The sequence below is a fragment of the Paenibacillus sp. FSL L8-0641 genome (assembly GCF_038006265.1).
Lineage (GTDB): Bacteria > Bacillota > Bacilli > Paenibacillales > Paenibacillaceae > Paenibacillus > Paenibacillus polymyxa_D.
On record NZ_JBBOUW010000001.1, the window covers coordinates 3,116,861 to 3,143,289 of the forward strand.

General features: G+C 45.8%; 29 protein-coding genes. 1 reads left to right on the forward strand and 28 read right to left on the reverse strand.

What is annotated here, in order from left to right; genetic code table 11:
- The 11 genes from aroC to mtrB form a co-directional block, all read right to left on the reverse strand.
- Positions 1-1,170 (reverse strand): chorismate synthase, encoded by a 1,170-nt coding sequence (gene aroC / locus MKY16_RS13875; protein WP_013310720.1) that lies wholly within the window; start codon positions 1,168-1,170, stop codon positions 1-3.
- Between the two features lie 229 nt (positions 1,171-1,399).
- On the reverse strand, positions 1,400-2,200 hold the full coding sequence (locus tag MKY16_RS13880) for a CheR family methyltransferase (RefSeq protein ID WP_340955769.1): 801 nt from the start codon (positions 2,198-2,200) through the stop codon (positions 1,400-1,402).
- Between the two features lie 30 nt (positions 2,201-2,230).
- Entirely contained in the window at positions 2,231-2,674 is a 444-nt protein-coding gene (ndk, locus tag MKY16_RS13885; protein WP_039271067.1) for a nucleoside-diphosphate kinase, read from the reverse strand.
- A gap of 110 nt (positions 2,675-2,784) precedes the next feature.
- Complete coding sequence (locus MKY16_RS13890; protein ID WP_029517336.1) at positions 2,785-3,759, reverse strand: polyprenyl synthetase family protein; 975 nt, start codon at positions 3,757-3,759, stop codon at positions 2,785-2,787.
- Positions 3,756-4,622 carry a menaquinone biosynthetic enzyme MqnA/MqnD family protein gene (locus MKY16_RS13895; protein WP_029517335.1) on the reverse strand — a complete coding sequence of 289 codons (867 nt, stop codon included), beginning with the start codon at positions 4,620-4,622 and terminating at the stop codon, positions 3,756-3,758. The genes MKY16_RS13890 and MKY16_RS13895 overlap by 4 nt, the downstream gene beginning before the upstream one ends.
- Positions 4,579-5,238, reverse strand: a complete 660-nt coding sequence (locus MKY16_RS13900) for a UbiX family flavin prenyltransferase (protein WP_340955770.1) — start codon at positions 5,236-5,238, stop codon at positions 4,579-4,581. Before MKY16_RS13900 ends, MKY16_RS13895 begins: the two co-directional genes overlap by 44 nt.
- A 5-nt stretch (positions 5,239-5,243) precedes the next feature.
- The gene (locus MKY16_RS13905) at positions 5,244-6,110 is read right to left on the reverse strand and encodes a UbiA-like polyprenyltransferase (RefSeq protein ID WP_029517333.1); all 867 of its coding nucleotides are present in this window, start codon (positions 6,108-6,110) and stop codon (positions 5,244-5,246) included.
- On the reverse strand, positions 6,103-6,831 hold the full coding sequence (locus tag MKY16_RS13910; protein ID WP_039271329.1) for a demethylmenaquinone methyltransferase: 729 nt from the start codon (positions 6,829-6,831) through the stop codon (positions 6,103-6,105). Before MKY16_RS13910 ends, MKY16_RS13905 begins: the two co-directional genes overlap by 8 nt.
- Before the next feature lie 9 nt (positions 6,832-6,840).
- On the reverse strand, positions 6,841-7,710 hold the full coding sequence (locus MKY16_RS13915) for a heptaprenyl diphosphate synthase component 1 (protein WP_069012695.1): 870 nt from the start codon (positions 7,708-7,710) through the stop codon (positions 6,841-6,843).
- 116 nt (positions 7,711-7,826) lie between these two features.
- Entirely contained in the window at positions 7,827-8,378 is a 552-nt protein-coding gene (locus MKY16_RS13920; protein WP_029517330.1) for a hypothetical protein, read from the reverse strand.
- Positions 8,379-8,476: 98 nt separating this feature from the next.
- Positions 8,477-8,707: a trp RNA-binding attenuation protein MtrB gene (gene mtrB, locus MKY16_RS13925; RefSeq protein ID WP_013310730.1), complete on the reverse strand. Its 231-nt coding sequence runs from the start codon at positions 8,705-8,707 to the stop codon at positions 8,477-8,479.
- Positions 8,708-8,863: 156 nt separating this feature from the next.
- Here mtrB and MKY16_RS13930 point away from each other — a divergent pair, with 156 nt between their 5' ends.
- Entirely contained in the window at positions 8,864-9,037 is a 174-nt protein-coding gene (locus MKY16_RS13930) for a hypothetical protein (RefSeq protein ID WP_165146994.1), read from the forward strand.
- Between the two features lie 71 nt (positions 9,038-9,108).
- Here the strand turns inward: MKY16_RS13930 and MKY16_RS13935 are convergent, their stop codons facing one another.
- From MKY16_RS13935 to prsW, 17 genes are all read right to left on the reverse strand, one after another.
- Positions 9,109-9,381, reverse strand: a complete 273-nt coding sequence (locus tag MKY16_RS13935) for an HU family DNA-binding protein (RefSeq protein ID WP_013310732.1) — start codon at positions 9,379-9,381, stop codon at positions 9,109-9,111.
- A 247-nt stretch (positions 9,382-9,628) separates the two neighbouring features.
- A complete protein-coding gene (locus MKY16_RS13940) occupies positions 9,629-10,615 on the reverse strand; it encodes an ABC transporter permease (RefSeq protein WP_029517329.1) in 987 nt (328 codons plus the stop codon).
- Entirely contained in the window at positions 10,612-12,129 is a 1,518-nt protein-coding gene (locus MKY16_RS13945) for a sugar ABC transporter ATP-binding protein (RefSeq protein WP_165147000.1), read from the reverse strand. The genes MKY16_RS13940 and MKY16_RS13945 overlap by 4 nt, the downstream gene beginning before the upstream one ends.
- 66 nt (positions 12,130-12,195) lie before the next feature.
- Positions 12,196-13,311 carry a sugar ABC transporter substrate-binding protein gene (locus MKY16_RS13950; protein ID WP_340955772.1) on the reverse strand — a complete coding sequence of 372 codons (1,116 nt, stop codon included), beginning with the start codon at positions 13,309-13,311 and terminating at the stop codon, positions 12,196-12,198.
- Positions 13,312-13,740: 429 nt separating this feature from the next.
- Positions 13,741-15,219 carry a stage IV sporulation protein A gene (gene spoIVA, locus MKY16_RS13955; protein ID WP_029517326.1) on the reverse strand — a complete coding sequence of 493 codons (1,479 nt, stop codon included), beginning with the start codon at positions 15,217-15,219 and terminating at the stop codon, positions 13,741-13,743.
- Positions 15,220-15,639: 420 nt separating this feature from the next.
- Positions 15,640-15,990, reverse strand: coding sequence for a 2Fe-2S iron-sulfur cluster-binding protein (locus tag MKY16_RS13960; protein ID WP_029517325.1), 351 nt, complete (start codon positions 15,988-15,990; stop codon positions 15,640-15,642).
- A gap of 39 nt (positions 15,991-16,029) precedes the next feature.
- Positions 16,030-16,680, reverse strand: a complete 651-nt coding sequence (locus MKY16_RS13965) for a hypothetical protein (protein ID WP_023989184.1) — start codon at positions 16,678-16,680, stop codon at positions 16,030-16,032.
- 177 nt (positions 16,681-16,857) lie between these two features.
- Positions 16,858-17,133 (reverse strand): stage VI sporulation protein F, encoded by a 276-nt coding sequence (locus MKY16_RS13970; protein ID WP_013310741.1) that lies wholly within the window; start codon positions 17,131-17,133, stop codon positions 16,858-16,860.
- 166 nt (positions 17,134-17,299) lie between these two features.
- On the reverse strand, positions 17,300-18,340 hold the full coding sequence (locus tag MKY16_RS13975; protein WP_029517324.1) for an NAD(P)H-dependent glycerol-3-phosphate dehydrogenase: 1,041 nt from the start codon (positions 18,338-18,340) through the stop codon (positions 17,300-17,302).
- Positions 18,333-18,941 (reverse strand): glycerol-3-phosphate 1-O-acyltransferase PlsY, encoded by a 609-nt coding sequence (plsY, locus tag MKY16_RS13980; protein ID WP_029517323.1) that lies wholly within the window; start codon positions 18,939-18,941, stop codon positions 18,333-18,335. The genes MKY16_RS13975 and plsY overlap by 8 nt, the downstream gene beginning before the upstream one ends.
- A gap of 11 nt (positions 18,942-18,952) precedes the next feature.
- Positions 18,953-20,275 (reverse strand): ribosome biogenesis GTPase Der, encoded by a 1,323-nt coding sequence (der, locus tag MKY16_RS13985; protein WP_013310744.1) that lies wholly within the window; start codon positions 20,273-20,275, stop codon positions 18,953-18,955.
- A 147-nt stretch (positions 20,276-20,422) separates the two neighbouring features.
- Positions 20,423-21,649, reverse strand: a complete 1,227-nt coding sequence (gene rpsA, locus MKY16_RS13990; RefSeq protein ID WP_029517322.1) for a 30S ribosomal protein S1 — start codon at positions 21,647-21,649, stop codon at positions 20,423-20,425.
- Positions 21,650-21,769: 120 nt separating this feature from the next.
- Complete coding sequence (locus MKY16_RS13995) at positions 21,770-22,363, reverse strand: lysophospholipid acyltransferase family protein (RefSeq protein WP_029517321.1); 594 nt, start codon at positions 22,361-22,363, stop codon at positions 21,770-21,772.
- Positions 22,360-23,067 carry a (d)CMP kinase gene (cmk, locus tag MKY16_RS14000; RefSeq protein ID WP_029517320.1) on the reverse strand — a complete coding sequence of 236 codons (708 nt, stop codon included), beginning with the start codon at positions 23,065-23,067 and terminating at the stop codon, positions 22,360-22,362. The genes MKY16_RS13995 and cmk overlap by 4 nt, the downstream gene beginning before the upstream one ends.
- A gap of 129 nt (positions 23,068-23,196) precedes the next feature.
- Complete coding sequence (locus MKY16_RS14005) at positions 23,197-23,856, reverse strand: flagellar brake protein (protein WP_029517319.1); 660 nt, start codon at positions 23,854-23,856, stop codon at positions 23,197-23,199.
- A 165-nt stretch (positions 23,857-24,021) separates the two neighbouring features.
- Positions 24,022-25,407: a germination protein YpeB gene (gene ypeB / locus MKY16_RS14010; RefSeq protein WP_340955775.1), complete on the reverse strand. Its 1,386-nt coding sequence runs from the start codon at positions 25,405-25,407 to the stop codon at positions 24,022-24,024.
- Between the two features lie 264 nt (positions 25,408-25,671).
- A complete protein-coding gene (prsW, locus tag MKY16_RS14015) occupies positions 25,672-26,367 on the reverse strand; it encodes a glutamic-type intramembrane protease PrsW (protein ID WP_069012703.1) in 696 nt (231 codons plus the stop codon).
- Between the last annotated feature and the right edge of the window lie 62 nt (positions 26,368-26,429).

A 26,429-nucleotide genomic window follows, 5' to 3' on the forward strand; every position in this document is an offset into this window, starting at 1 on the left:
TTAGTACCGCCCCAATTGTTCTTCGTAGGATGCAATATTCGCACGAATCTCTTCAATCGAATCCCCGCCGAATTTTTCTAGCAAAGCTTTTGCAATCTCCCAAGCTACCACATGCTCCATAACTACGCTAGCCGCAGGTACTGCACATGCATCCGAACGCTCAACCTGTGCAGTGAACGCCTCCTTCGTATCAATGTCGACGCTTTGCAGAGGCTTGTAGAGTGTGGGGATTGGCTTCATTACGCCACGAACCACAACTGGCATTCCATTCGTCATGCCCCCCTCAAAACCACCCAAACGATTGGTACGACGGTGATATCCACGTTCCTCATCATATAGAATCTCGTCATGCACCTGTGAACCGCGCAACTCTCCTGCTTCAAAACCGATGCCGATTTCCACGCCTTTAAATGCATTAATCGACATGACGCCTTGTGCGATACGTGCATCCAGCTTCCGATCATACTGTACATGACTGCCCAGACCAATCGGAACACCTTCTACAATACATTCCACTACCCCACCGACTGAATCACCTTCTTGCTTGATCAGATCAATATATGCTTCCATTTTCTTTTCGGTTTCTGGATCGGTTACTCTCACCGAGGAAGCTTCTGTCACCGCAATCAGCTCATCAATCGGCAAATCGCGGTAAGGAGCTTCGATTTCCCCAATACGAATGACCTGACCTGCCACCTTGATTCCGAACTCAGCCAGCAATTGACGAGCCAAACCGCCGCATGCCACACGAATTGCTGTTTCACGTGCGCTGGAGCGCTCCAGCACGTTACGAAGATCCTTCAGGTTGTATTTCATTCCGCCATTCAAATCCGCATGACCCGGACGTGGCCGGTGAACCCGACGCTTTTCTTCATCACTGCCTTCAATAGGTTCAATATTCATAATGTTCTGCCAGTGCTTCCAATCGTTATTTTCCACAACCAGCGCAATCGGTGCACCCGTGGTGTATCCGTGACGTACGCCTCCAGCAATCTTCGCCGTATCTTTTTCAATCTGCATACGCCGACCCCGTCCATATCCTTTCTGACGACGGTGCAGCTGAAAATTCAATTCCTCAAAATCCAATTTTAAATTGCTCGGCATACCCTCTACAATGGCAGTTAGCTGGGGACCATGCGTTTCCCCCGCGGTTAAATAACGTAAACTCATGACGCGTTCCCCCTTTAAACTGTTAAACTGTGCATCGCTAAAATCTTTAACTGTGCTTCATTATAGTATACGCACCTTTCTTTGACAAGAAAAGCCACGTGTATGCAGATAAACAAAAACACGCCTCTTAGCCAAAGGGGCTAAAGGACGTGCTTTGCTAATAAGCCAACCATCAATTACTCAAAGATATAAATAAGTCCCTATAAAACTTTGGATGATGTTTGCAGGCTTATGCTTTTTTGCGATAAAAAAAGGTTTCCGTCGATTCCAGACCATATTGGTTAGGAGAAAAGATTTGCTCTGTGCTACCGACAAACAATACTCCGCCGGGACGAAGACTGGCTGCAAACTTTTGATACAACGTATGTTTGGCCTCTTCTGTAAAATAAATCATTACATTTCGACAGATAATGAGATCATAGCCATCCTCAAACCGATCCAACAGCAAGTTTTGCTTTTGAAATTTCACGGCTTGTTTCAAACGGTCATCAATTCGATACATCGCACCATCCGGCTTGAAATATTTGCTAGCTACCTGCTCAGGTACATCCTTGAGCGAACGCTCCAAATATTTACCTTCCTTGGCTTTTGCCAATGCACCATCATCAATGTCGGAAGCCGTAATGGAGCAATTCCCCAAAATCCCTTTACTGTCGAGAACCATAGCCAAGCTATAAGGCTCTTCACCAGTCGAGCAGGCCGCACTCCACAGCTTAAGCTTCTGCTTTCCCATAAGCAGCTGTGGCAAGATTGTATCTCGCAGCACTTCCCACCGATTGGGATTACGCCAAAATTCCGAAACATTGATCGTCATCCGATCCAGAAATTCATAGAATAGAGGTTTTTCCTTCATCATGGCATCATAAAAAGAAACAAAACTGGGAAACCCGTTTTTGTTGCGAAGCGTAGTTAACCGCCTTTTCATCTGTGCTTCTTTGTATTGTGCAAGATCAATACCTGTGCTGTCCTTGATTTTGCGGATAAACGCTGTGTAATCGGGGTCCGTCTGACCCAGTTCCATATCCGTCATGCTACCATCCTTCTTCATACGTAATTAAACTTACATCCAGGTCGCCACACTTTTTTCATACCGAACGGATTCTTCCGGCATGAAAAAATTTGCAATCTCGCGCTCTGCGCTCTCCGGTGAATCTGAACCATGAATGAGGTTAAACGGTGTATGTGCTGCAAAGTCTCCACGAATTGTGCCCGGAAGAGCTTCGGTTACTTGTGTTTTACCAATCAACAAGCGGGAAAGCGTAACGATGTTATCCCCTTCCCATACCATAGCAAACACAGGGCCTGATGTGATAAAACCTACAAGCTCTTCAAAAAAAGGCTTGCCCACATGCTCCGCATAATGCCGTTCTGCCTGTTCTCTTGATACTTGTACAAGCTTGCCAGCCGCCATTTTAAAGCCTTTGTCTTCCAGACGACTAATGATACGTCCAATCAATCCACGTTGTACACCATCCGGTTTAACCATCAAAAAAGTACGATCCATCGGCTCACTCCCAATCCAATCTAATGTATTTATACAGTACTAAACTGTATTGTAACAGAAAGCTTGGAACTGGTTAAAGCATTTTGTCACAGCAAACCCAAAACACAACTTTAGTAGGAGCGGCGTGTTACAAAATGAGCAATATCGCGTAGCGTCTTTTTTGTTTTGACATCTGGTAGTAAGTCCAGCGCGTTTAGCGCTTTATTAATATATCGGTCGGCGAGAATTTCAGCTTTAGCGATTCCTTCACTTTTTTTGATTATATCCACCGCTTTGCGTGCGTCTCCTAGCCCATCTCCATCCTGTATGCGGCGGATTTCAGCCAGTAGATCTGCACGCAACTCAGGCTGTTCGAGCGCATAAATCACCGGAAGCGTAATATTCCCCTGTCTCATATCGCTGCCCGGCGGCTTTCCGATCTTTTTTTCTGTTCCGCACAGATCAAGCAGATCATCCTGAATTTGAAAAGCCATACCTACGTTATAGCCGTAGCTGTACAGCAGGGAATTGACACTTTCCTGTGCCTCTGCAGCCATAGCTCCCAGCTGGCAACTGACCGCAATTAATAAAGCCGTTTTGCGCCGTATGCGAAGCAAATAATTACGCACACTCTGATCCACATTAAAAAAATCACGAATTTGTTCCATTTCACCAATGGACATCTGCACCAGCGCTTTAGACAGTACCCGGTGAATGTCGGGATTCGGCAATCCAGCAGCAATAGACAGCGCACGTGCATATATGTAGTCTCCGGTGTACATAGCCACCCGATTGTCCCATTTGGACTTCACGGTGGGTTGACCGCGTCTCATTTCCGCATCGTCAATCACATCGTCGTGAACGAGAGAGGCAGAATGAATCAGTTCCAGAGGTACCGCTATACGCTTGAGCTTGTCCAGATCATATTCTCCAAACTTGCCTCCCAGCAATACAAATACGGGACGCAAACGCTTGCCCCCTGCTTTAAGCAGATGAAGCGACGTATCATTAATCAACGGCTCCGTACTATCGATACTGCGGTACAACTCTTCTTCTATAAAGTTCATATCCTTCTTTAATAAACCGAACAAATCCAATCGTTTCATTCTTTCACCCGTGTCAGCGTATTGTCACTCCAGAGAAGCGGCTTTACTCGTCGGTCAAGCAGCCCCAGTTCATGCGCATACTGAAAGTAAAGCTCTAAACCTTGTTGTTGCTTCTCTCCAAAATCATAACACAGATTAGTAAAGTAGCGCTCCCAATAATCTCGCAGACCTCCAATTTCCTCGCATGCTTCAGAAATAACAGACGTCAAGTCCGACAGACTACGCTGCTTGCTTGCGCGGAACGCACTCGCAGTTTCAGCCACCGCTGCGGGATTTTGAGCAGCAACAGCACGTCGTACTGCCCATACAGCAAAAGTCATACTGTAGCCCGTCCAGCGCTTCCACTCTTCTCCGAGGTCCGTAACATACAGACCTTCGTTTCGCCAAGATGCCTTAATCGCGTGATCTCCAATCAGTAGCCCCGCATCTGCCTGTTCCAGCATCAAGTCAAGATCCGGTTCACAGTCAAAATAGGAAGGCTGACCTTCCCATGCCTTTTGCATCAAAATTTTTAACAAATTCACGGATGTAGCAGACGTATTCGTTAATGCAATGGTTCCGTTTTTGATTTCGTCCAGCGGCTTGCGTGAAAATAGTAAAATGGATTGCACAGGACCATCTGCACTGACGGATAAATCCGGCAACAGTAGCATTTCCTCAGCACCGGATGCATACGCAAAGGAGGACATCGCACTGATATCCAAACTCCCATTCAACATACCTTGATTCAATTCAGCCGGAACTTTAGAAACCATCTCCGCCGAATGGAGAAGCTCAGAAGGATTAAAATAATGAAAAATAGGCCAAGCGTTTGTATATTTAATTTTTCCGATTGTGATTGTCTTGGTGTCCGGTGTCGGCATCGGAATCCCCCCATCTCGTAAACAGTTGATGTTCTATACGCAAGCTGTCCAATACTTTGCCTACGAGGAACAGCACAATATCATCCAGCGTCTTCGGATGAAAGTAAAAAGCCGGCATAGCCGGAATCATTTTGACGCCAAGTCTCGCAAGCTTAAGCATGTTTTCCAAATGAATGGCATGTAGAGGTGTCTCACGAGGCACAAGGATCAGCGGACGACCTTCCTTTATCATCACGTCCGCTGCCCTCGCCATGAGATTATCGGACGAACCGTGTGCTACTGCTGACAACGTCCCCATCGAGCATGGCATGATAATCATCGCATCCACCAAATAAGAGCCGCTCGCAATCGAAGCTCCAATATCTGTGAACGGATGGTATACAAGAGAACCGGGACGGCCTCCGAATTGTTCATTCAAAGCCCCTTCCCGGTCAGTCACATTCCAGCCCAACTCCTCTTTCAACACCCGCCAGCCAGCATTAGACACGATCAGGTGAACTGTGTATTGCAAGTCCAGCAGAGTCTCTACCAGTCGCACACCATAAATGCTTCCGCTCGCGCCTGTAATGCCAATAACGATTCGTTTGCCTTGATGTTCGCTCACCTGATTATTCATTAGTATTAACGCACCACCAAATCAATCAGTGTAAAGGCAAATACGACAGTGCTAAGTACACCGTTCATAGTAAAGAATGCCGTCTGCAAACGACTCAAATCTTTTGGAGATACGATATAGTGCTCATAAAATAAAATAATGTACGAAATAATCATGCCCGCCAGATACCACCAGCTTAAATCTGCAATAAAGAACAGTACAATAAATCCGATCGCCGTAATGACGTGGAATGCCCGAGCGATGTTCAATGCACCTGCTACACCAAAACGGGCAGGAATAGAATAAACTCCTTCGTTTTGGTCAAAATCTATATCCTGACAAGCATAAATAACATCAAATCCAGCCGTCCAAAATGCGATCGTTAGATACAGAACGATAGCGGTCAAATCTATTTGTCCCGTTACTGCAACCCACGCGCCTAGTGGCGCCAAACCAATGGTCAGACCAAGTACAATATGGCAAAGCCAAGTGAAACGCTTGGTGTAAGAGTAAAAAACGAGCATAAAAAAGGCCAGCGGAAACAGCTTGAACGCCAGCGGACTTAACTTGAATGATGCCCAGAATAACAACACCAGACTGACGATAATGAAAATTACCACTTCGCTTGATTTAAGCAACCCTGCCGGGATAGCGCGTCCTGCTGTGCGCGGATTTTTCCCATCAATCACCCGGTCGATCATACGATTGAAGCCAAAAGCAGCGCTGCGTGCGCCAACCATAGCTAGCAGGATCCAGCCGATCTGCGGCCACGAGGGAAGGTTGCCTGTCACGACAACTGACCCCAATACAGCCCCCATGAATGCAAATGGGAGCGCAAATAACGTATGTTCAATTTTAATCATTTCCAAAAAAATAGCAATTTTCTTAAACATGCTGACTCTCCTTGATTCCAATGTGCAATGCCGCAATGCCTCCGGTGAGAGAATGAGCCTGAACATCCTTCAATCCGACTTCACGGAAGATGCCAGCCAACTCATCCCTTCCTGGAAAAAGCGCCAACGAATCAGGGAGCCATTTATACTGCTCATAACGTTTGGCGAACAATTTGCCGAGCATGGGCAAGATGTGTTGAAAATATGTGTAGTAAATTCCCTTGAACGGCTGCCAAGTAGGTTTGGACAATTCTAGACATACGACCTGCCCGCCAGGTTTGACGACTCGTTGCATCTCCTGTAACACGTGGCGCAGATCAGGTACGTTGCGCAGACCGAAACCAATCGTTGCATAATCAAATGAATTATCTTCAAAAGGCAGTTCCATCGCGTTGCCCTGAACAAGCTTAATTTGCTTTTCACGGGATTCTGATATAATTTTACGCTCGCCAACATTGAGCATGTTCTGACTAAAATCGAGTCCTACGATGTGACCACTTTCACTTGCTCGCGCCATCGCAAGCGTCCAGTCACATGTACCACAGCAAAGATCAATTGCCGTATCGCCACGACGCATGTTCATTTTTTTCATCGTAAATTTCCGCCAAGCCTTATGTCTGCGAAAGCTCAGTATATCGTTCATCAAATCGTATTTACCTGCTATGCTTTCAAACACGCCATGAACGAATTGCTCTTTCGGCTTGGTGTCGCTTGATCCCATCACGTTCACCTAACCTTCCCTCACAACTGGGTGCGGACTATTTAGCAGCTTTAGGAAAGGCTCAAGCATGCGTTCAAATTCCTCGATCCCTGTATTTTGATCATCTGACAGGATCTGCCGGATGTGTGTAACTGCCGTGCGAAGCTTGTCCAGTATCGCATCCTCGGCTTTGTATTTCAGAACAAGCTTACGCCATGCTTCAGTGTCAGTACCACTCTCTGAAAGCAACGCTTGCTCGTTCCGGTCCCCGTTACCATAAATATGCCAGAACATATATCCGAAACGGGACTTGTCCGGTTCTGTCCGCTTGCCCCATTCCTCCACCAAGGTATCACAGAGGGCAAATTTGTTGAGAAGCTGCTTCCAAATTTCCTGATCCTGTTCTGCTACAAGTGAAGTGAATGATAAAAAAAGCTCCTTTTTGAAACGAACCATCTGAGTTAAATACTGAGTTGCATCCAGGCGGAATTGCTTCATTCCCCAGTACAGACTCATTTTCCCTGCGTTCACTTCACATACAGCATCACTCAGCTTCGAAATGGCCGTAATGCGGCCTGCCAATGCAAGCAGCTGATAAAAACGACTGCTAAAATAGTCCCCAGCTAACACTTTCAGCTGTCTGGAACGCATCTCCTCCGGGCTCCGTATACCGGATAAAGTATCAATCATATCATGCGTATCCAGCCCCATCTGCACAAGTGAGGTTACCAATGCGTACAGTTCGTCCTCACTGGCATGCAGCTCCTGCGCATTCCGGTTCAAAAACACAAACATCAAACGGGTACGGCTGTCAGGAAAAGCCGGCATTTCCGTATGTTGTTGAATCATGTCGTATTCCACATATTTCCTTGCTAATTGGGGTACGCGATACGGTTTCATCCTAAGCCTCCGAGACATGACTTTCTGCTATACTCAAATAATTGCAATGCCTTATATTATATCACAATTTAAAATGATTCGCGACTAAAGTACTGTAGGTCCACCGGCAGAAACATCTAATCTGTATATACACCGTTAAACCTGTTTTGCCACATGGGCGTTACTGTAATGCGGAAACGGGATTTCAAATCCTCTGGCAATTCCGCGCCTTCCCGGCTTCTCAGCTGTTCCAATGCCTCGTTCGTCCACTCGTTCCGGCGTATATCGGATGCAAGCAGCAAATGACGTTCTCCTGACCATTCGTCCTGCGTCACCACCCGAAGCAGCAATTGCCGCACATTCGTCGTTCCGTAAAAGCTAAAAGCGGCAATCTCCGCCATGTTTTGATAAATCTCTAGCGGGGCAGTTTCTTCCTTGGACAGTTTGACATCCAGGGTCAGGACTGAATGTTCCCAGCTTGCGCTTGCAATCGGTGTAGTCAACGGTAGCTCATTCAGCGTATCCACCAGATTGTCATCTGACAGCAGCACCCGTTGCTGAGGCGAAATCGTCGCCTGTGTCTCACGAACTGCTGCGGTTCCTGAGTCCAGCACTTGTAAAGACGGCAGCAACACAGCTGCTGCGATGGTTATGAGAATGGAGCCACCGAATACAATCCAAGGTTTCATCAGAGCCTCCCCTGACCTCTACCTCATAATGTGGGTTTGCTACGGTAAAGGTCCTCACTCTCATTCTACAACAAAAAAAAGCAGGCTATGCCTGCATTTTAATCCTCCGTATCTACTACCCCGTGCTTGGTCATCACAACGGCTTTGCCGCGAATTTTAATAGCAGAAGTATGATCCGTAAATTGGACAATCAGTACCTCGCCCTTGTCCAATTTTTCTGAATGATGCAAGCGTGTATCCTGGCCTCTGGTCAAACCAAAAACCTGACATCCGTTGCTTTTCGCTTTAATTACGACGTACTCACTGCTACCCGTCACGTTATCTTCCATATCCTTTTCCTCCCTGAGAGCCGAAGCTATACTTTTTATGATGGAGATTCAAGCTTGTTTTGTCAACTACATGCTTACCGTGCTCCTGCAATAATTAGCATGTCCCGAGCCATACTATCCGTGCAGTCCCATCTATTAAAGAAAGGAACGGATCTGATGAAAAACTACCTTCCCGCCAATCTCAGTCCTGCCCAAATCGAACGGCTTCAACAGCTGGAGCATGAATTTGCCGAGCTAACAGGTGAACCCCTAGTGCTGATCGCTTATGCCTCGCGAAACGGCAGGGCAGCTTCCTCTTCTCCAGTCCATAGCACCCCTACCACGAAGTAAACAGGACAAAAAGAAAAGGCCGTGAATCAAATTCACGGTCTTTTCAGCGCATTGGGAATATGTAAGAAATCTTATTTAATTCCGTCTTTAAGCGCTTTACCCGGTTTAAATGCCGGAATTTTGCTCGCAGGGATTTCGATTTCTTCTCCTGTTTGCGGGTTACGTCCTTTACGTGCGGAACGTTCACGAACCTCAAAGTTCCCGAAACCTACCAGTTGCACTTTATCTCCGCTTTGCAACGCTCCAGAGATCGCCTCAAATACTGCATCGATTGCTTTGGTTACGTCCTTCTTGGACAATTCAGTGCTTTCAGAAACCTGATTGATCAAATCCGTTTTATTCAACATATTCACCTCCCAATTCAAGTGTAGTCCAGCATTTAGGTTATCGGTGTTAATGACCGATATGAGGTCGCCTGTATAAAATAACCCGGGCGGCGTACTGCCTTCCATAATGTTATCATCTGTTTCCGTTTCGTCGTTAAATATACATAGAATATACCTAACCTCCGCAATATAGGCCGAAACTGGCGTTTTATGGCACCCTGCTTGCGTGGAACAAGGTTTATAGTAATACAGTCCACAGACAATTTCAAGTACGACGACGGTTTAACACATAAAAAGTAACGGCCAGCGCAAGTACCAGCACTACTCCTTTGACAATATCATGGGCGAAATATTGCACATTCATCATCGTTAGTCCATTAACCAACACACCGATCAAAACTGCACCAATAAATGTACCAATGACATTGGGTTTACCAGCACCAAAGACCGAAAAACCGACGAATACTGCAGCTACCGCTTCCATGAGCAAGGGGGAACCCGCGTCAATTTGGCCTGAGCCTACGCGCGAGGCATACAAAATACCGGCAATCGCCGCAAATACACCTGAAGCAACATAGGCCAGAGTACGGACTTTTTTTACCCGTATACCCGACAGACGAGCAGCTTCCTTATTTCCACCCGTTACATACATTTGACGCCCATGCTTTGTATAAGTCAAGAAAACATGCACCGCCGCCACAGCCAGCAACAGTAAAATAACCGAAATCGGGATACCCAACCATTTACCTTGCCCAAGCAAAAGAAATGCAGGAGATATCTCCCCCGGCGCCTTGCTACCATCGGGAAACTGCATATGATTATATATGGTATAGCCCTGTGCGTACGTTTTGTGAATCCCGCTTACAATATACATGATTGCAAGGGTTGCGAGCAAATCAGGAATACGTAGTTTAATGATCAATAATGAATTCAACAGTCCTACCAAAGCGCCGACAATCAGAGACACAATAATGACCACCGCAACAGGCTGCTCATACCAGACCATTAAAGAAGCGGCAACGACCGTTGTCAAAGATACTGTAGCTCCCACCGACAGGTCAAAACCGTCCACGATAAGTGACAATGTCACACCAATGGCAACGAAAGTCACAATGGCAATCGAGCCAAGAATGTCCATTAAATTATCATAAGTCCAGAAATAAGGTAATGTAGATGAAAAAAACGCCAACACACCTATAATGACAACTACGGCACCGTAACGAAATGAGACGTTTAACCATTTTTCCTTCATGAATGCACCTCTTCACCCCCGCTGGCATACAACAGAAGCTGTTCCTGTTCCACTTCGCCCCGAGCAAATTCCTTTATAATTTTGCCATCATACATCACTGCAATCCGATCACCAATGCCAATCCCTTCAGCAAATTCACAGGTTAGATAAATGATCGCTTTTCCTTGCTCCGCCAACTCACCAATGATACGAAAAATATCACTTTTTGCCCCTATATCTACACCCTTGGTTGGCTCGTCAAAAACAAATACATCCGCTCCGGAATGCAGCCATTTCCCAATAGCAACCTTTTGCTGATTCCCGCCACTTAAATATTTAACATTCTGACGGAGCGATGGTGTCTTAATACCGAGAGAGGCGACAATCCCATTACCGTTATTTCGTTCTTTACGCCGACTGATGAAACCAAGGACACTCAGTTTGCCCAAAAGCGGAAGACTAAGGTTTCTTTCCACACTCTCCTCAATTAGCACCCCCTGCTTCCGTCGCTCCTCGGGTATGGACACAATTCCTTGAGCTACCGCATCCGCTGGTTCTCTCAATCGAATGGAGCGACCTTTAAAGGTCAGCTCTCCCTTATCCGGCTTGTCTGCTCCTGTAAGAAGTCGTGACAACTCTGTCTTGCCTGCACCAACCAAACCTACAATAGAGAGAATTTCACCACATCGGACCTGTACATCAATGCCGTGCACTCGTAATCCTTTGTGAAGCCCTTTCGCTTCCAATACCGTTTCACCAATCGGTACCTCTGTTTTTGGGAATTCCTCCTCAAATGTTTTCCCAAGCATATGCGTAACGATGTCGCCTACACTTAAATCAGACGCAGGTCCCGTGAACACGCGCTCACCATCACGCATCACCGTAACACGGTCACTGTGTTCGATAACCTCCGGCAATCGGTGTGTGATGAGGATACATGCAACTCCCTCATCCTTGAGTGTATGGATTGTGCGGAACAAACGTCGCGTTTCTTCTTCGCTGAGCGGCGCCGTAGGCTCGTCAAAAATGATGGCATTGGCTTGCTGTGTCAGAATGCGTGATATAAGTACAAGCTGTTTTTCTGCCAACGTCAATTCAGACACATATCGTCGCACGTCAATATCTATCTCCAGACGTGCTAATGCCTCACGCGCTCGTCTGCGCATAGAAACCGGTGCAGTCCACCATCGACCATCAGGGGCTGACAAATCGTCCATTACAATATTTTCAGCAACAGTTAACTGTGGTACAAGCGCTGAATCGACCTCCTGATACACACAGTGAATTCCCGCTCTTTTGGCCTCCCACGGTGAACTAATGTTCAGTTCCTTGCCACCAACTACGATAGCTCCCTGATCGGAATGATACGCACCGGACAGAATCTTCATCAATGTACTTTTCCCTGCCCCGTTGGCGCCCAGCAGAGCGTGAATCTCGCCACCCTGCACTGTAAAATCCACGGCTCGCAGCGCATCTACACCAGCAAACTGTTTGCTAATTTTCTTCATTTCCAATGTATATACTTGTGAACTCATGGTGCCCCCTCACGCCTGCTTATGATAAAAGCGCGCCGAAGCGCGCCTTTGCGTTATGCAAACATTTTATTTGGACGTTTCATATTCCTTCATCCAATCCTTATAGCCCTGTTCGCTTTGGCCCCAGCCCTTCACATATTGGGACAGCTCGGATGTGGAAATTTGCTTATCCGGCAACGCTTCGCGTTGCACATATACAGCCTTCAGTACGACTTTCTCCTCCGGATTATCCCCATGCAGCTTCTGATATGCATAGCGCACTTGTACGCGCCCGATATCTGTTGGATCTACGGCTGCCGAGGCCACCCAAGGATTTTTCGGGTCTTGGATCATTTGCAAGTCCTCGTCGCTCATGTCAATGCCGTAGACTTTAATTTCCGTACGTCCCGCTTGTTGGATGGCACGTGCTGCGCCTTTGGCAAATTCATCCCATGCCGCCCAGACGGCTGTAATTTCGCCCTTAGGATATTGCTTTAATACAGCTTCCATTTTGGCTTGCGTATCCAACGCAGGATTCTGAGCCGAACCAAAAGTCGCAATTTCTTTAATATCCGGATTGGATTTCAAAAATGCACCATAAGCAACCTGACGACGTTCCATCGGCGCAAATCCGGCAACCCATACTTTCACAATGTTGCCTTTGCCACCGATATCCTTCTTCATTTGCTCCAGCGTTAGCTCAGCCATGCTTTGGTCATCCTGTGAGAGCACTACCGCACCCGGAACATTGACGGCAGCATCGAACACGATAACTGGAATATTGCGGGAAACTGCTTTTTTCAACCCTGTTTCCAGTAATGCATCACCGTGATCAGTCAAAATGACATCAAACTGCTGGTTAATCGCACTATCAAGCAGAGAAGCCATTTTAGCCTTATCGTTATCTGCCACAAACTTAGTCAGCGTACCGCCAAATTTTTTAACTTCCTCTTCCACACCTTGAACATACTGTTGCGAAAATGTGCCCGTGTTAAACTCCATGATCAACGCAACCCGTTTACTCTTTAGATTTAAGTTGTCCGTTTTTTCGTTTGTTGTATTCGATTCCGCAGTGCTTGTCCCTTGAGTGCCGCTCTCTGTTTTCGGCACGCCACATGCAGTGACCAGCAAAACCAGCACCAGTAGCATGATACCTCCCAGTCCTAGCTTTTTGTGTCTTTGGAACTCTTTTTGGATATCCATGATTTCATTTCCCCCTCGTTCAACCACAAAATGATTCAAATTTGATACTTAATATATCGCTTTAAACCAAGTATGTAAATATGTTTTATGAAATATAGAAAAATTTCTGTTTTATAGGCCAGAACACAAAAATCAACCGTCCCCGATTGAATACCGGAAAACGGTTGCTGTTTAAATGTAAAATCAAGGCGGAGCCTAGCTCTCTACTTGTGAAACTCATTAATCGGATTGTTATATTTGAACCTACATCCTGCTACGAGAAACGAAAAGCTCAATAAAAACAGAGGTAGTCTAGGACTTTATTTTCTCGTCCATGGCTACCCCTGTCTGGTTTTGGAGGTCAGTCTAATATTTTGTTTTTGCGAACCGTAGAGAGCAAATTGCTCTCCACGGTATTTCTCTTATACATTTTTTAGGTGTGGCTTACCCTTAAAGAATAATAGCAATGAGACCGCCGGAGCCTTCATTAATGATACGACCCAGCGTTTCCTGCAGCTTATAGCGTGCATTGTCCGGCATCATGGCGATTTTACCCTGAATGCCTTCCCGTACAATGGAATGCAGCGAACGTCCGAAAATGTCTGACTCCCAAATTTTGATTGGGTCATTCTCAAAATCTTGCATCAGATAGCGCATAAGCTCTTCACTTTGCTTCTCTGTTCCGATAATCGGAGCAAATTCCGATTCCACATCGACACGAATCATGTGTATAGAAGGTGCTGTCGCCTTGAGCCGCACACCAAACCTTGTACCCTGACGAATCAACTGCGGATCGTCTAGTGCCATCTCAGATAACGACGGCGCGGCAATGCCATATCCCGTTGTCTTGACCATTTCCAGCGCCTCGGCGAAGCGGTCGTACTCTCGTTTGGCATGGGCAAAATCCTGCATCATTTGCAGCAAATGATCCTTGCCACGAATCTCTACCCCGACGACTTCGACCAAAATCTGGTCATACAGCTCATCGGGAGCATACAGATCAATTTCAGCTACGCCCTGCCCCATATTCATCCCGCTCAATCCGGCCCTGTCGATGAATTCATATTCCATAAACTGGCCAACCACTCGATCTACATCACGCAGGCGTCGAATATCTTTAACCGTATCGCGAACGGAATTTTCATAATTGCTACGCAGCCAGTGCTCTTCGTTCAGTACCATGACCCAGCTCGGCAGGTTTACATTCACCTCATGCACCGGAAATTCATACAATACTTCACGAAGTACGCCTGTAACATCATCTTCCGTCATCGTCGCCGCGCTGAGTGTCATAACTGGTATATCGTACTTGGCAGCCAGCTCACCGCGAAGCTGGAGTGTTTCATCACTGCGAGGATGCGTGGAGTTGATAACCAAAACAAATGGTTTGCCAACTTCCTTCAACTCCTCAATGACGCGTTCCTCCGACTCTACATAAGAGCTGCGCGGGATTTCCGCAATCGTGCCGTCTGTAGTGACTACCACACCGAGCGTCGAATGCTCCTGAATAACCTTGCGTGTACCAATTTCTGCCGCTTCCTGAAAAGGAATGGGTTCTTCGAACCATGGTGTGGAGATCATCCTCGGACCATTTTCATCCTCGTACCCTTTTGCTCCTTCTACTGCATATCCTACACAGTCAACCAGACGTACATTCACATCCAGTCCTTCCGTTACTTTGATCTGGACGGCATTATTCGGTACGAATTTAGGCTCCGTCGTCATGATCGTCTTGCCTGCCGCACTTTGCGGCAACTCGTCTACGGCGCGGGCACGGTCCGCCTCACTTGTAATGTTTGGCAGAACAATCGTCTCCATAAACCGCTTGATAAACGTTGATTTTCCTGTTCGGACTGCGCCGACGACCCCAAGATAAATGTCTCCTCCGGTACGTTCGGCAATGTCTTTAAAAATGTCTACTTTCTCCAATGAAATCCCCTCCTAAAAAGTCTCCGAAGGAAAAATGCTTAAAGAGCATCCGCTTCGTGTTCAACCAACTGCTTGATCCCAGATGCGGCAGAACAGCCTTTAAAATGCCCGGAAGTCGTCCGCCGCCGAGATTCAGGAGACTGATGGAATCGGCGAAACGGCGTAAACTCGTACATGCATTTGGACTGATACCATCATATGTATCCCCTCCGTAAAATATGTTTAGTTTTTTGAAAAATAGATTACGACAGAGCGATCATTGCAGAAACGATATTTTACGTTTGGTTCCACTCACCTAATATATGCGGGGCAAGACTCTCCCATGACTTCGTCGCTAGATTAAATAAAAAAAGGATGTTTCTCCTGACCGTTTAGAGTCGTCGGAAACATCCTTTTTCTATTCTCCTGATATAATCGGCATTACCACAGTTCATCATCCAGCGCCTGACGCTCCAGTTGCCGTCTGATAGCCGCCTTGAGCCTATCCTCCGGTATGGTTACCTCCATATCGCCTTGGACACGTGCCTGGCAGGATAAGCGCATTCCTTCATCCAGTAAAGGCCCCAGCTTACGCTGCTCTGCATCTCTGGGTTGGTCTGCAAATTCAGCCCATTCCGGTGATATTTGTACCTTACACATCAGACAGGCTGCTTTTCCGTCACAACGAGTGGGGATATATACACCCGCTTTACGAGCAGCCTGAAGCAATGACGTACCCTGACCGACCTGTACGCGCCTACCTGACGGCCTAAACGTAATCTGCACATTCATGAATAGTCCTCCAGTTGTCTTTCTCCTAACACACACAACTTATACTTCATTGCCCATCTGGATGACGGAGTGCAACTCTGGCCAAGGCAGAAGTTCTACAAGCTTGTCCAATTGCTCCTCATTCCAAATATTACTGACTAGTAGCTGCTTCAGTACAATTATATGACGTCGCGGGTCGCGCTTCATGACTTCTGCAATCGCTTTATATCGGTCGGGTCGATTTCGCAATATATTGAATAAAAGTTCATGACTGAGCGGCATCAGACGCAGTGAAGCACTCCCCAGCTCAAGCTGAACACCAGCCGACCAAAGTAGTCGCTCGATCTCTAAGCGGTATAACGCTCCGTCACATAATACTTCAAATCCCCCCACCAACTCGACTGGAAATCCCTCCAGATCATAGTGGCTCAGCAATGAAACGTAAGAGCCGCTACGATCAACCTGCTGTCGATCTATACTTATACCCAGGGGGTGCGCATGAAGTTGCTTTGCTGCATGAATATCCGCATAAATATCAATGTCCCGAGGCAGGCGATCCAGTTCAACTTCATGTACAAGTAGTGAACAACTCCCGCCTAGCATCCACGGAACCGACACTGTTGACCAGTTCTCAGCCAAGCTACTCAGCGCAACTGCCAGATTGTGAGGAAGCCTGTCTACTAACACCGATGATATTGCCTCCTTCAACATTGTTTCCTCCTTTGCTGTCTTTCCTTCCGTTTCCTGATGGGCATCATTATAACATGTTCGACAGGGCAGTTCGATATTTTGTGTACTGTAAAAGCGGTTACCCACTCCAAAATATAAAAAAACCGCGAACCTTCCCGGTCCACGGTGAATAATACTAACTGGCGTGCGGCCAGCGGTCTATTTTTTCATCATCATTTTCATCAACGCTTCCATATTGGAAGGATTCATTCCGCTCTTTTTGACGGCACCAACAATATCCCTTACTGTATCTTCCGACACCGGAATGTTGGCCATCGCAGACACTTGCTTGATAAGCTGACGCAGTTGCGCTTCGCTTTGAAGCGTGTCCGCCTTTACCGTGCCTGCCAGCTTTTTCACTGCATTTTCGGATATGTTTTTGCCGCCTTTTTTGTTAATGGCCTTCAATGCATCTTTCGGAAAGTTTTTATTCATAATCTCCCCTCCTCCGCCATTGCTCAACTCAGTCTATGAGTGGCGGAGACAAAAGGTGATTAAGCGTACATAAGACATGCCAAACGCCTAACTAAAAAAGGCTATCTCATTATAGAAAAAATCTACCATGAGACAGCCTTTATATTATTAAAGCTCATCTGAGCCTTTAAGAATGCCATTGCTCCCAAGTCTGAAGTGGCATGACTTCCATCTCGGTCTTAGGGTCGCGACCCATCAGCGCCTCAACGGCCTTACGGACGTCACGTCCTTCAAACAGTACTCCATACAGTACCTCTGTAATAGGCATCTGAACACCTAATTTTTGAGAGATGGCGTATGCCGCTTTTGTCGTTCGAATCCCCTCTACGACCATGCCCATAGATTCCAGCACATCATCAAGCTGTTGGCCCTGTCCTAATAGTGACCCTGCACGCCAGTTGCGACTGTGACGACTCGTTGCCGTGACCACTAGATCGCCAATCCCAGCCAGACCGGCAAAGGTTAATGGATTAGCACCCATCTCAACTCCGGCACGGGTAATTTCAGCCAATCCACGGGTCAATAAAGCCGCTTTGGCATTATCACCGAAACCAAGTCCATCTGACATTCCCGCACCCAATGCGATAATGTTTTTTAGCGCCCCGGACAGTTCCACGCCTAGCAAATCGCGGTTTGTATAGACACGGAAATAGGAGTTCATGAACAGCCCCTGAGCAGCCTGTGCAGCCTGCTCATTGGAGGAAGCTACAACGACCGTTGTAGGACATTTCCTCACCACTTCTTCCGCATGACTCGGACCAGACAGCACGGCAATATCGCCCTCCGCGACTTCCAGTTCTTCCGAGATCACCGTGGACATACGTTTAAGCGTTTCTGTTTCAAAACCTTTAATGGCATGCACTACCAGCATATCCTTGCTAAAATGAGCTTTCAGACTACGTGCTACCTGACGAGCAGCAGCAGAAGGAGATACGATTATCACTGCTTTAGCACCAGATACCGCAGTCTGCATATCAGTTGTAGCTGAAATGCGATCAGACAAAATAGAGCCCGGTAAATAATGCTCATTTGTATGCTTCTCATTGATTTCAGCTGCTTGCTGCTCGTTTCTCGTCCAGACAGAGACATCGTTGTTATTGGCCGCAAGAACGGAAGCCAGGGCTGTTCCCCAACTCCCCGCGACCAGCACAGCTATTTTCTCAGACAAGACGATCTCCTCCTTTGGAGCCAAGCTTATTCTCATTCCCCCGTACCAACTTGACTATGTTGGTACGGTGTCTCCACACAGCGAACAGACAAATGATTAGAGCCGTCCAGAATAACGGCCATGCAAAACCAAGCACGAGTAATATCCAAGGGGTCAAAATGACAAATATGAGTGATCCAAGGGATACGTAACGAGTCATTACAATTGCAAGTATCGCAATGATTCCGGCATATAGTGCGGGCAGTAAGGCAAGCGATGCCAATACACCAATAGCAGTCGCAATACCTTTTCCTCCACGAAAGTGAAAATATACCGGCCAGTTATGGCCCGCAATCGCCGCAATGCCGCACAAACCCGGTACCCAGGATGATTCCCCACCTAACCAGTGCCCTATTAGTACCGCAATAACCCCTTTAAGAACGTCCAGCAGCAGTACCAGAATAGCTGGGCCTTTTCCAAGCACACGCAGCGTATTCGTCGCACCGGCATTGCCGCTCCCATGTTGGCGAATGTCGATTCCTTTTAATTTTCCATACAGCAAACTAAAGCTGACAGAGCCAAGCAAGTAACTGAGTACGATGGCAACGATTTGTAAAATCAACCTATTCGCTCCTAACTTTCGTCAGACTTGCGCCGTGTAAAGATTCGAATTGGAGTTCCTTCAAAATTGAAGGCGGCGCGGATTTTGTTCTCCAGATAACGCTCATACGAGAAGTGCATTATTTCTGGATCGTTTACGAATACAACCATCGTAGGCGGCTTAACAGCAACCTGGGTCACATAGTTAATGCGCAGACGACGTCCCTTGTCTGTTGGTGGAGGATTGATGGCAACCGCATCGGAAATTACATCATTCAGTAAATGTGTCTGAATACGCAACACATGCTGCTGTGCCACATGCTGTACAACAGGAAGCAGCTTTTGCAGGCGTTGCTTCGTTTTTGCAGACAAGAACACAATCGGAGCATATGTCATAAACAAAAAGTGATCGCGAATTTTCGTTTCAAACTGATGCATCGTTTTGTCGTCCTTGTCCACGACATCCCATTTGTTAACGACAAACAGCGATGCTTTACCCGCTTCATAAGCATAGCCAGCAATGTGCTTATCCTGTTCAATGATGCCTTCCTCGCCGTTAATAACGACCAATACAACATCTGCACGCTCAATAGCACGCATGGCACGCATTACACTATATTTTTCGGTCGTTTCATATACCTTGCCACGTTTACGCATACCTGCCGTATCAATCAGTACATACTTTTGACCGTCTTTTTCAAAAGGTGTATCAATTGCATCACGTGTCGTACCTGCAATGTCACTAACGATAACCCGCTCTTCTCCCAGAATGGCGTTAACCAGTGAAGACTTACCTACATTCGGGCGGCCGATCAAGGCAACACGAATAACGTCTTCATCATAGTGATCTTCTTCCAGCTCAGGCAAATTGGATGTAATGGCATCTAGCAGATCGCCTATCCCTGTACCATGGCTACCAGAAACAGCGATTGGATCACCAAATCCATAAGAATAAAACTCATAAATCAGATCGGCGCGACTGAGGTTGTCCACCTTGTTGACAGCTACGATGATCGGTTTACCCGAACGATATAGCATTTGAGCAACCTCTTCATCTGACTGTGTAATTCCTGCTTTCGCATCACTCATAAATACAATTACATCTGCTTCTTCTATTGCAAGTTCGGCCTGCATACGGATGGATTTTAAAATGACATCCTCACCATCAATCTCAATGCCGCCGGTGTCAATAATACTGAAGGATTTACCATTCCACTCCGATATACCGTATATACGGTCACGAGTGATTCCGGGTTTATCTTCCACGATGGACAAACGATCCCCGATTATCCGATTAAAAATAGTGGACTTGCCCACATTCGGACGACCAACGATAGCCACAACGGGTCTTGCCATAAATTCACTCCTCCTGTCAATTCTTCCGCTATCATCATAGCAAAAAACATACCTATTGGCGATATGGTCACGTAACAACAATCGGCGAACCCTCTGGGTCCGCCGATGGTGTACGTTATGCATATTATAAAATGTATTGATTTAAACTCATTTAAATTTGTTCAGCTTATCGCCAAAACGCTCGCCGAGCGTGATGCTCAGACCGGAATTATTGAGGGAAACGTTAGGATTATTCAGTTCCTCACGAGGTGCACGAGATGCACGTGGTGCTCTTTCTGCTTTAGGAGCAGCTTCAGGAGCTTCCTCAGTTTCTTTAATGCTCAGGCTAACACGTTTTTCGGAAGGATTCATTTCAAGAATTTTAACTTTCACTTCTTGCCCTTCTTCCAGAACTTCTTGTGGAGTTCCAATGTGTTTGTGGGAAATTTGGGAAATATGAACCAAACCTTCCACGCCAGGAGCGATTTCAACGAATGCGCCGAAGTTAACCAGACGTTTTACAACACCTGTTACGATGTCATTGTTGTTGAATTGTCCAGCAGCCGATTCCCAAGGACCAGGCTGTGCAGCTTTCATGCTCAGGCTGATTTTTCCTTTTTCAGGATCTACTTTCAAGACTTTTACTTTCACTTGGTCTCCTTCAGAAACTGCATCAGAAGGCTTATCGACATGAGTCCAAGCAATTTCAGATACGTGAACAAGACCATCCACGCCGCCAACATCTACGAAAGCACCGAACTGAGTAAGACGTTGAACCGTACCTACGATTTCTTGGCCTTCTTTCAGCTCAGCCATTACTTTAAGCTTGTTGGCTTCGAATTCTGCTTCCAGAACGTCTTTTTGAGAAAGAATCACTTTGTTATTTTCACGATCCAGTTCTTTTACAACAACACGCAATGTGCGGCCTTTGTAATCACTGAAATCTTCTACGAAGTGACGTTCTACCATGGATGCAGGGATAAATCCGCGCAGACCCACGTCTACCACGATGCCGCCTTTAACGACATCATTTACAACGACTTCAAATACTTCTTTGCTTTCGAACAGTTGCTCCAACTTTTCCCAAGCATTTTCACTGTCGATTGCACGTTTGGACAGAACAAGTTTTTCCTTGCCATCGTCAATGCTGATAATTCTAGCTTCAACCTCTTGGCCTACTTGTACTGCTTCTTCTGCGTTATCCAGACCAGAAGACAACTCGCGAATTGGAATAATTCCATCGTATTTATATCCAATGCTTACTACCGCTTGGTTATCTTCCAATTTCACGATTGTACCCTTAACGGTGTCACCTTTTTTCAGGGAGACGATTTGATCGAGCTCGTCTTGATTTGCCGCTTCAGCAGCTTCTTGATTTTTAATTTCTTCCGACATGTCAATACCCTCCTCAATTCAAAAAAAACCATTTATTTAAACCTGCGCATGGCAGAGTTCAAAACATAAATAAACTTTTGTTCTAGTTTTCCGAGCTTAGACACAATTCATACAAGCCTTTCAGTTATTCGTAGGCTTACCCGTTTCCTTCATCGTGCGAATACGAGACATAATTGCTTCTGTTGCCAGTTCAAGTGGATCTCCTTCGATATCGGCACCCTTTTGGTAAGCTTCCAAATTGACAGGTTTACCGTATAACACTTTCGTTTTACGGAAAAGCTTGTAATCACCAATAATGGCGACCGGAACGGCAGCCGCTCCACTGCGTAGCGCAAAGCTTGCAGCACCCTTTTTACCGATTCCCCCAGCTCCTCTGGAACCTTCGGGAAAGATTCCCATAACCTTACCATCACGCAAAATGTTCAATGCCAACTTAATGGATTCCTTACTTACACCGCCACGTTTGACTGGAAAAGCTCCCAGTTTCCCAATTAGTGGACCCAGTACAGGAACATTAAACAGCTCGGCTTTTGCCATAAAGTGAACCTTTCTTTTCAGCAAAATACCAACTGTAGGAGGGTCAAGATTACTAATATGATTAGAACACAACAGCACTCCACCCTCAGCAGGAACATTTTCCCTGCCTACCGCCTCAAGTCTAAACAGAACGCGGTAAATGAGACGCAAAATACTGGCGCATACAGTATATATCATTGGCTGATCTCTCCATCCTTCTCCGTTAAGCAATAAGATACGATCATATCAACGACATCCTGAATGCCCATTTGGGTCGTATCGAGCACGATGGCGTCCTCACTGCAACGAAGCGGAGATACCTCCCTCTCCTCGTCAAGCTTGTCACGTGCCGCAATGTCACGTTCCAGTTGCTCCAGAGTGATATCATCAGTTTCGCTCAGTTCTTTAAAACGGCGGGAGGCACGTTCCTGAACACTTGCGGTCATGAACACCTTGACTTCCGCATCGGGAAGTACAGTTGTTCCAATATCGCGACCATCCATAACGACACCCTTGCGTGCAGCCATCTCACGCTGGTTTTCAGTCAAACGTGTCCGTAAACCAGCAATACTTGAATACTGTGACACGTTGCTAGTCACTTCCATCGAACGGATCACAGTGGTTACATCTTCCCCGTTACAATAAACCTTTTGGCCTGTGGGGTCCGGTACTAATTCAATCACCAGCTCAGGTACATGTTGAAGCACTTTTTGTACATTTTCTGCAGGAATTTCCTTACGCATCATGTACCACGTTGCTGCTCGGTACATGGCTCCAGTATCTACATATACATAAGAAAGTGTTTTCGCCACCAAGCGGGCCACTGTACTTTTCCCTGCACCAGCAGGTCCATCAATGGCTACATTTATTTTGTTAATTGAAGATACATGTTGCCTTGCCAACAGGGAATTCCTCCTAACCTAACCTCAAGAAAAAAGCAGGCATTGCCTGCGACGTGAAAATTATACCACACATTTATAGGCGATGCAAAATAAGCGACAGGTTTACTAAAAAAGAAAAATTTCGGATGATTAAGATTTCCCCCGGAATTCCAGCTGTCTTTCAAAGCAATATTTAATCAGTTTTTGACGCTCCTGATCAGCGATTTCCTCATATTTCAGCATAATGAGTTTGCGACCGTTTTCCATCTGCTGAATGCGCACAATTTCAGATTGGAACGGAACATGCTCCTGAGTACCGTTTTTATATGGAACTAAAATCCAGCAAGACAATGATTCTCCTTCTTCAAGATGATGAGTTCCCTGGGTGTGAAAAGAAACACCCCCACCTCCTACATCATGTGTCTCTGCTACAAATCTGGACTCGTTCGCACCATGCTTTACAGCAATTTCCAAGTTGGCCTTAACCCGAAGAAAGTTTCGACGCTGAATTTTGCTGATGCTGTCTGGAGCAGGTTTGTGGATACGAATCATCCGGAGGATATCCTCTTTGAAACCCGTAACGTGGGTATTAAAATAATTTTTAATCCCACCCTCGCTCAAAAAAAATATAGACAGTTCTTCCCCTAGAAACAATTTTTTCAAATGCCCACTTGTTTGTGACATAGGAATTTCAATTAAAAAGTTCTGTGACTCCTCTTCTGCAATACGAGACTTAAATTCAAAAATCTCGTCCTTATGGTCAGTACCTGCCACTTGTATGTATAACACATCATTAATTTTGGGAAACAAATGATCCACCATCCTTGTCCATTAAAAGCTCTAATTAAGGTATATAATACCACGACTTTGTGCCTATATTAAGCATAATATTTGTTTGATCTATGACTAAAGCACAAAAAACCTCCTTCATGAAGGAGGTTTAGAGTGACTATTGATTCATTTTCATGTAATTAACTAGACATTAATTGCAGTAACCTGAGGTTCATCTGAATCTTTAACCTCTTCAATCGTTTCTTCCATCCCCGTATTGGCGTTAATGTATATCCGGTAAACGGAACCATTGATTTTACCACCAAATTCATAACAGAGAACTTCATTCGAAAGTTCATTTTCAATTAAGGCTTTACGGTGGTAAGTTTCACGAAACTCAGGATTCAATTTTGCTCGTGCTGCATTCAAATTCAATTTCGCTTGCGGTATGCGGCGGAGATGACTATGCTCATACACATAATCACTGGCTTGAAAACCGATCACTTGTCCGTTATCAAGGCCTGATCTGACTGCGATTTTTTCTGGATAGATAATCACATCCCCTTGTTGGCTCACAAATGTAATGTTAGCTAAATTCCCGCTTTCATCATACGCAACGGGCTTCATGTCTTTGTAACCTTTTTGTTCAAGGTATTCACTAGCATAGCGAATCGCTTCATTACGTGTTGCTTTTTTAGGACCTACTGCCCTCATGTCATGATAAGAAATAAGCTTGCCGCCTTTTTTCGTAAAATCCATACTGGCCACAGGCTGCTTCTTATTTAGCAGGGTAGCTGTATAAGATGCCCATTCCGTTCCTTTACCGTTTTCGTTCACCCTGATCTGACTTTCCGGTTTTCCTGTAAATTCAGCAGCATTTTGTTTAATTTGTTCTGCATTTACTGGCGGGAGACTCAATTTTTTCACAGAGCGTTTATCATAGATGCTGGCTACAGACGGTCCCCAATCCAGCTCTTTATAGTTTTCCACCTTTTTGTCCACGGTTTTAAAGCCATCAATAATGGTGTTGTCCTTCGGCCCAGTTTGAGAACCTGCCGCCATATCCACATCCGTCCAGCGCAAATTTTTGCTAATGACTTTCTGCTGCACTTCCTGCATGTTTTTCGAAATTTCTTTGGAATTGTTATACAACGTTTTCAGGTTCGAAATTTCTTTCTCGTTTAAGGGCTCGTGATCCAGATCACGGACAGCGGTCTGATACGAAAATGCAGATAGATGTGACAGCAAATCTTTAGCATGATTAAAAGGCATTACATTGAGGGGCAACTGATTAACCTCATTTTGAGCCTCACTTGTAATCCTCCACACGTTCATCAAACATTTGCGGTGCATCGCGTGTGAAGTATTATGGACAGCAACCGCGTTACCGAGTTGAGAATGCAGCTGATCCATATGAAACGACAAATCGTGAAACGCACGCTGGTATTGATTTTCCGCTTTTATCGACATGCTATTTGCCTGAAGAGACACCTCTTTTCTCATCTGGCTTTGCTGATAACCCCACACAAATGCTCCTATCATCATCAGGGTAACCACCGGGAACAATACGGAACTAAGTCGCTTATACATATTGGGAGTCTCCTTTCTTCAAGTACACTACCGATAGTGTGACAAGAAGAAAGCTCTCTTATGCATGGTTTTCCATGACTTCAACAATAAACTCACAGTTATCGCAAATACAGCGTTTAAAGCCGGTCTGAATCTGTCCTTGCTCTATGCGTCCTCTCAGCACAAAGCGTTCTCCGCATCTTTTACAATGAATTCTAACTTTTATACGCAAAAAAAGACACCTCTTTCTCTAACAGGTTTGTCAGATCAGTGTGTCCCATTTTGTTACATGTTAACCTTTTCTTCCCGTTTTAACAAACGAAAAGGAGAACGGTTATTAGCCCGACTGATCTTCGCCATTCCTCCATACCATAGAAAGGCCATAAGTGGAATGATAAACCAGATCCAGTCATGCGAAAATTTCGTTAAAATCAAATCGTATACTCCGTGCCAGAACCATGGAAGCACCAATGACAGCAGCAACATGTATTTGCTCCTCAAGCCTTCTGAAAACTTGGCCTTCCCCATGTAGTAGCCCATCATTACGCCAAACATCGCATGACCGGATACCGGTAGCAATGATCTCATCAGCATCATGCTAACCGAAGCATGGCCCGCCCAGGCATATAACAGATTTTCAACCGTTGCAAATCCGAGTGAGACTGCGGCCGCATACAAAATACCATCATAAGGCTCGTCGAACTCGGTATGATTATAGATGATGTGATACAACAGAAACCATTTAAAAAACTCTTCCACTCCGGCTGAAATGCCGAACGCCTGGATTAACGTGTGATCCCCTAGCCAAAGCAGCAGCCCTCGTTGAAAAATCATGACAGGAAGAACCACCAAAAAGCCGAGCAAAAACACTTTAATAACCATGTGCAGTGGCTCCGAATCATACCTGTCCTTCAAGTAAAAATACATCAATAAGGCGAGACCCGGCGCTGTGGCTGCCGCTAAAACTGAAAACAGAAGCACCGATCATCCCTCCATAAAAATGAGTCGGCTCTGCTTTCAGCGCAGAGCCGACAAATTCACTT

Excerpts from the sequence above, each read along its gene's own strand:
- MKY16_RS13880 (WP_340955769.1), bottom strand. The coding sequence starts at position 2,200 with ATGACGGATATGGAACTGGGTCAGACGGACCCCGATTACACAGCGTTT.
- ypeB (WP_340955775.1), bottom strand. The coding sequence starts at position 25,407 with ATGTATAAGCGACTTAGTTCCGTATTGTTCCCGGTGGTTACCCTGATG.
- MKY16_RS13970 (WP_013310741.1), bottom strand. The coding sequence starts at position 17,133 with ATGAATAAAAACTTTCCGAAAGATGCATTGAAGGCCATTAACAAAAAA.
- der (WP_013310744.1), bottom strand. The coding sequence starts at position 20,275 with ATGGCAAGACCCGTTGTGGCTATCGTTGGTCGTCCGAATGTGGGCAAG.
- MKY16_RS13945 (WP_165147000.1), bottom strand. The coding sequence starts at position 12,129 with ATGAGTTCACAAGTATATACATTGGAAATGAAGAAAATTAGCAAACAG.
- mtrB (WP_013310730.1), bottom strand. The coding sequence starts at position 8,707 with ATGGAAGATAACGTGACGGGTAGCAGTGAGTACGTCGTAATTAAAGCG.
- MKY16_RS13915 (WP_069012695.1), bottom strand. The coding sequence starts at position 7,710 with ATGAAACCGTATCGCGTACCCCAATTAGCAAGGAAATATGTGGAATAC.
- MKY16_RS13965 (WP_023989184.1), bottom strand. The coding sequence starts at position 16,680 with ATGTTGAAGGAGGCAATATCATCGGTGTTAGTAGACAGGCTTCCTCAC.
- MKY16_RS13895 (WP_029517335.1), bottom strand. The coding sequence starts at position 4,622 with ATGCCGACACCGGACACCAAGACAATCACAATCGGAAAAATTAAATAT.
- MKY16_RS13920 (WP_029517330.1), bottom strand. The coding sequence starts at position 8,378 with ATGAAACCTTGGATTGTATTCGGTGGCTCCATTCTCATAACCATCGCA.
- rpsA (WP_029517322.1), bottom strand. The coding sequence starts at position 21,649 with ATGTCGGAAGAAATTAAAAATCAAGAAGCTGCTGAAGCGGCAAATCAA.
- MKY16_RS13930 (WP_165146994.1), top strand. The coding sequence starts at position 8,864 with ATGAAAAACTACCTTCCCGCCAATCTCAGTCCTGCCCAAATCGAACGG.
- MKY16_RS13890 (WP_029517336.1), bottom strand. The coding sequence starts at position 3,759 with ATGAAACGATTGGATTTGTTCGGTTTATTAAAGAAGGATATGAACTTT.
- aroC (WP_013310720.1), bottom strand. The coding sequence starts at position 1,170 with ATGAGTTTACGTTATTTAACCGCGGGGGAAACGCATGGTCCCCAGCTA.
- MKY16_RS13905 (WP_029517333.1), bottom strand. The coding sequence starts at position 6,110 with ATGTTTAAGAAAATTGCTATTTTTTTGGAAATGATTAAAATTGAACAT.
- MKY16_RS13995 (WP_029517321.1), bottom strand. The coding sequence starts at position 22,363 with ATGATATATACTGTATGCGCCAGTATTTTGCGTCTCATTTACCGCGTT.
- MKY16_RS13900 (WP_340955770.1), bottom strand. The coding sequence starts at position 5,238 with ATGAATAATCAGGTGAGCGAACATCAAGGCAAACGAATCGTTATTGGC.
- MKY16_RS13940 (WP_029517329.1), bottom strand. The coding sequence starts at position 10,615 with ATGAAGGAAAAATGGTTAAACGTCTCATTTCGTTACGGTGCCGTAGTT.
- MKY16_RS13910 (WP_039271329.1), bottom strand. The coding sequence starts at position 6,831 with ATGGGATCAAGCGACACCAAGCCGAAAGAGCAATTCGTTCATGGCGTG.
- MKY16_RS13960 (WP_029517325.1), bottom strand. The coding sequence starts at position 15,990 with ATGAATGTGCAGATTACGTTTAGGCCGTCAGGTAGGCGCGTACAGGTC.
- ndk (WP_039271067.1), bottom strand. The coding sequence starts at position 2,674 with ATGGATCGTACTTTTTTGATGGTTAAACCGGATGGTGTACAACGTGGA.
- MKY16_RS13950 (WP_340955772.1), bottom strand. The coding sequence starts at position 13,311 with ATGGATATCCAAAAAGAGTTCCAAAGACACAAAAAGCTAGGACTGGGA.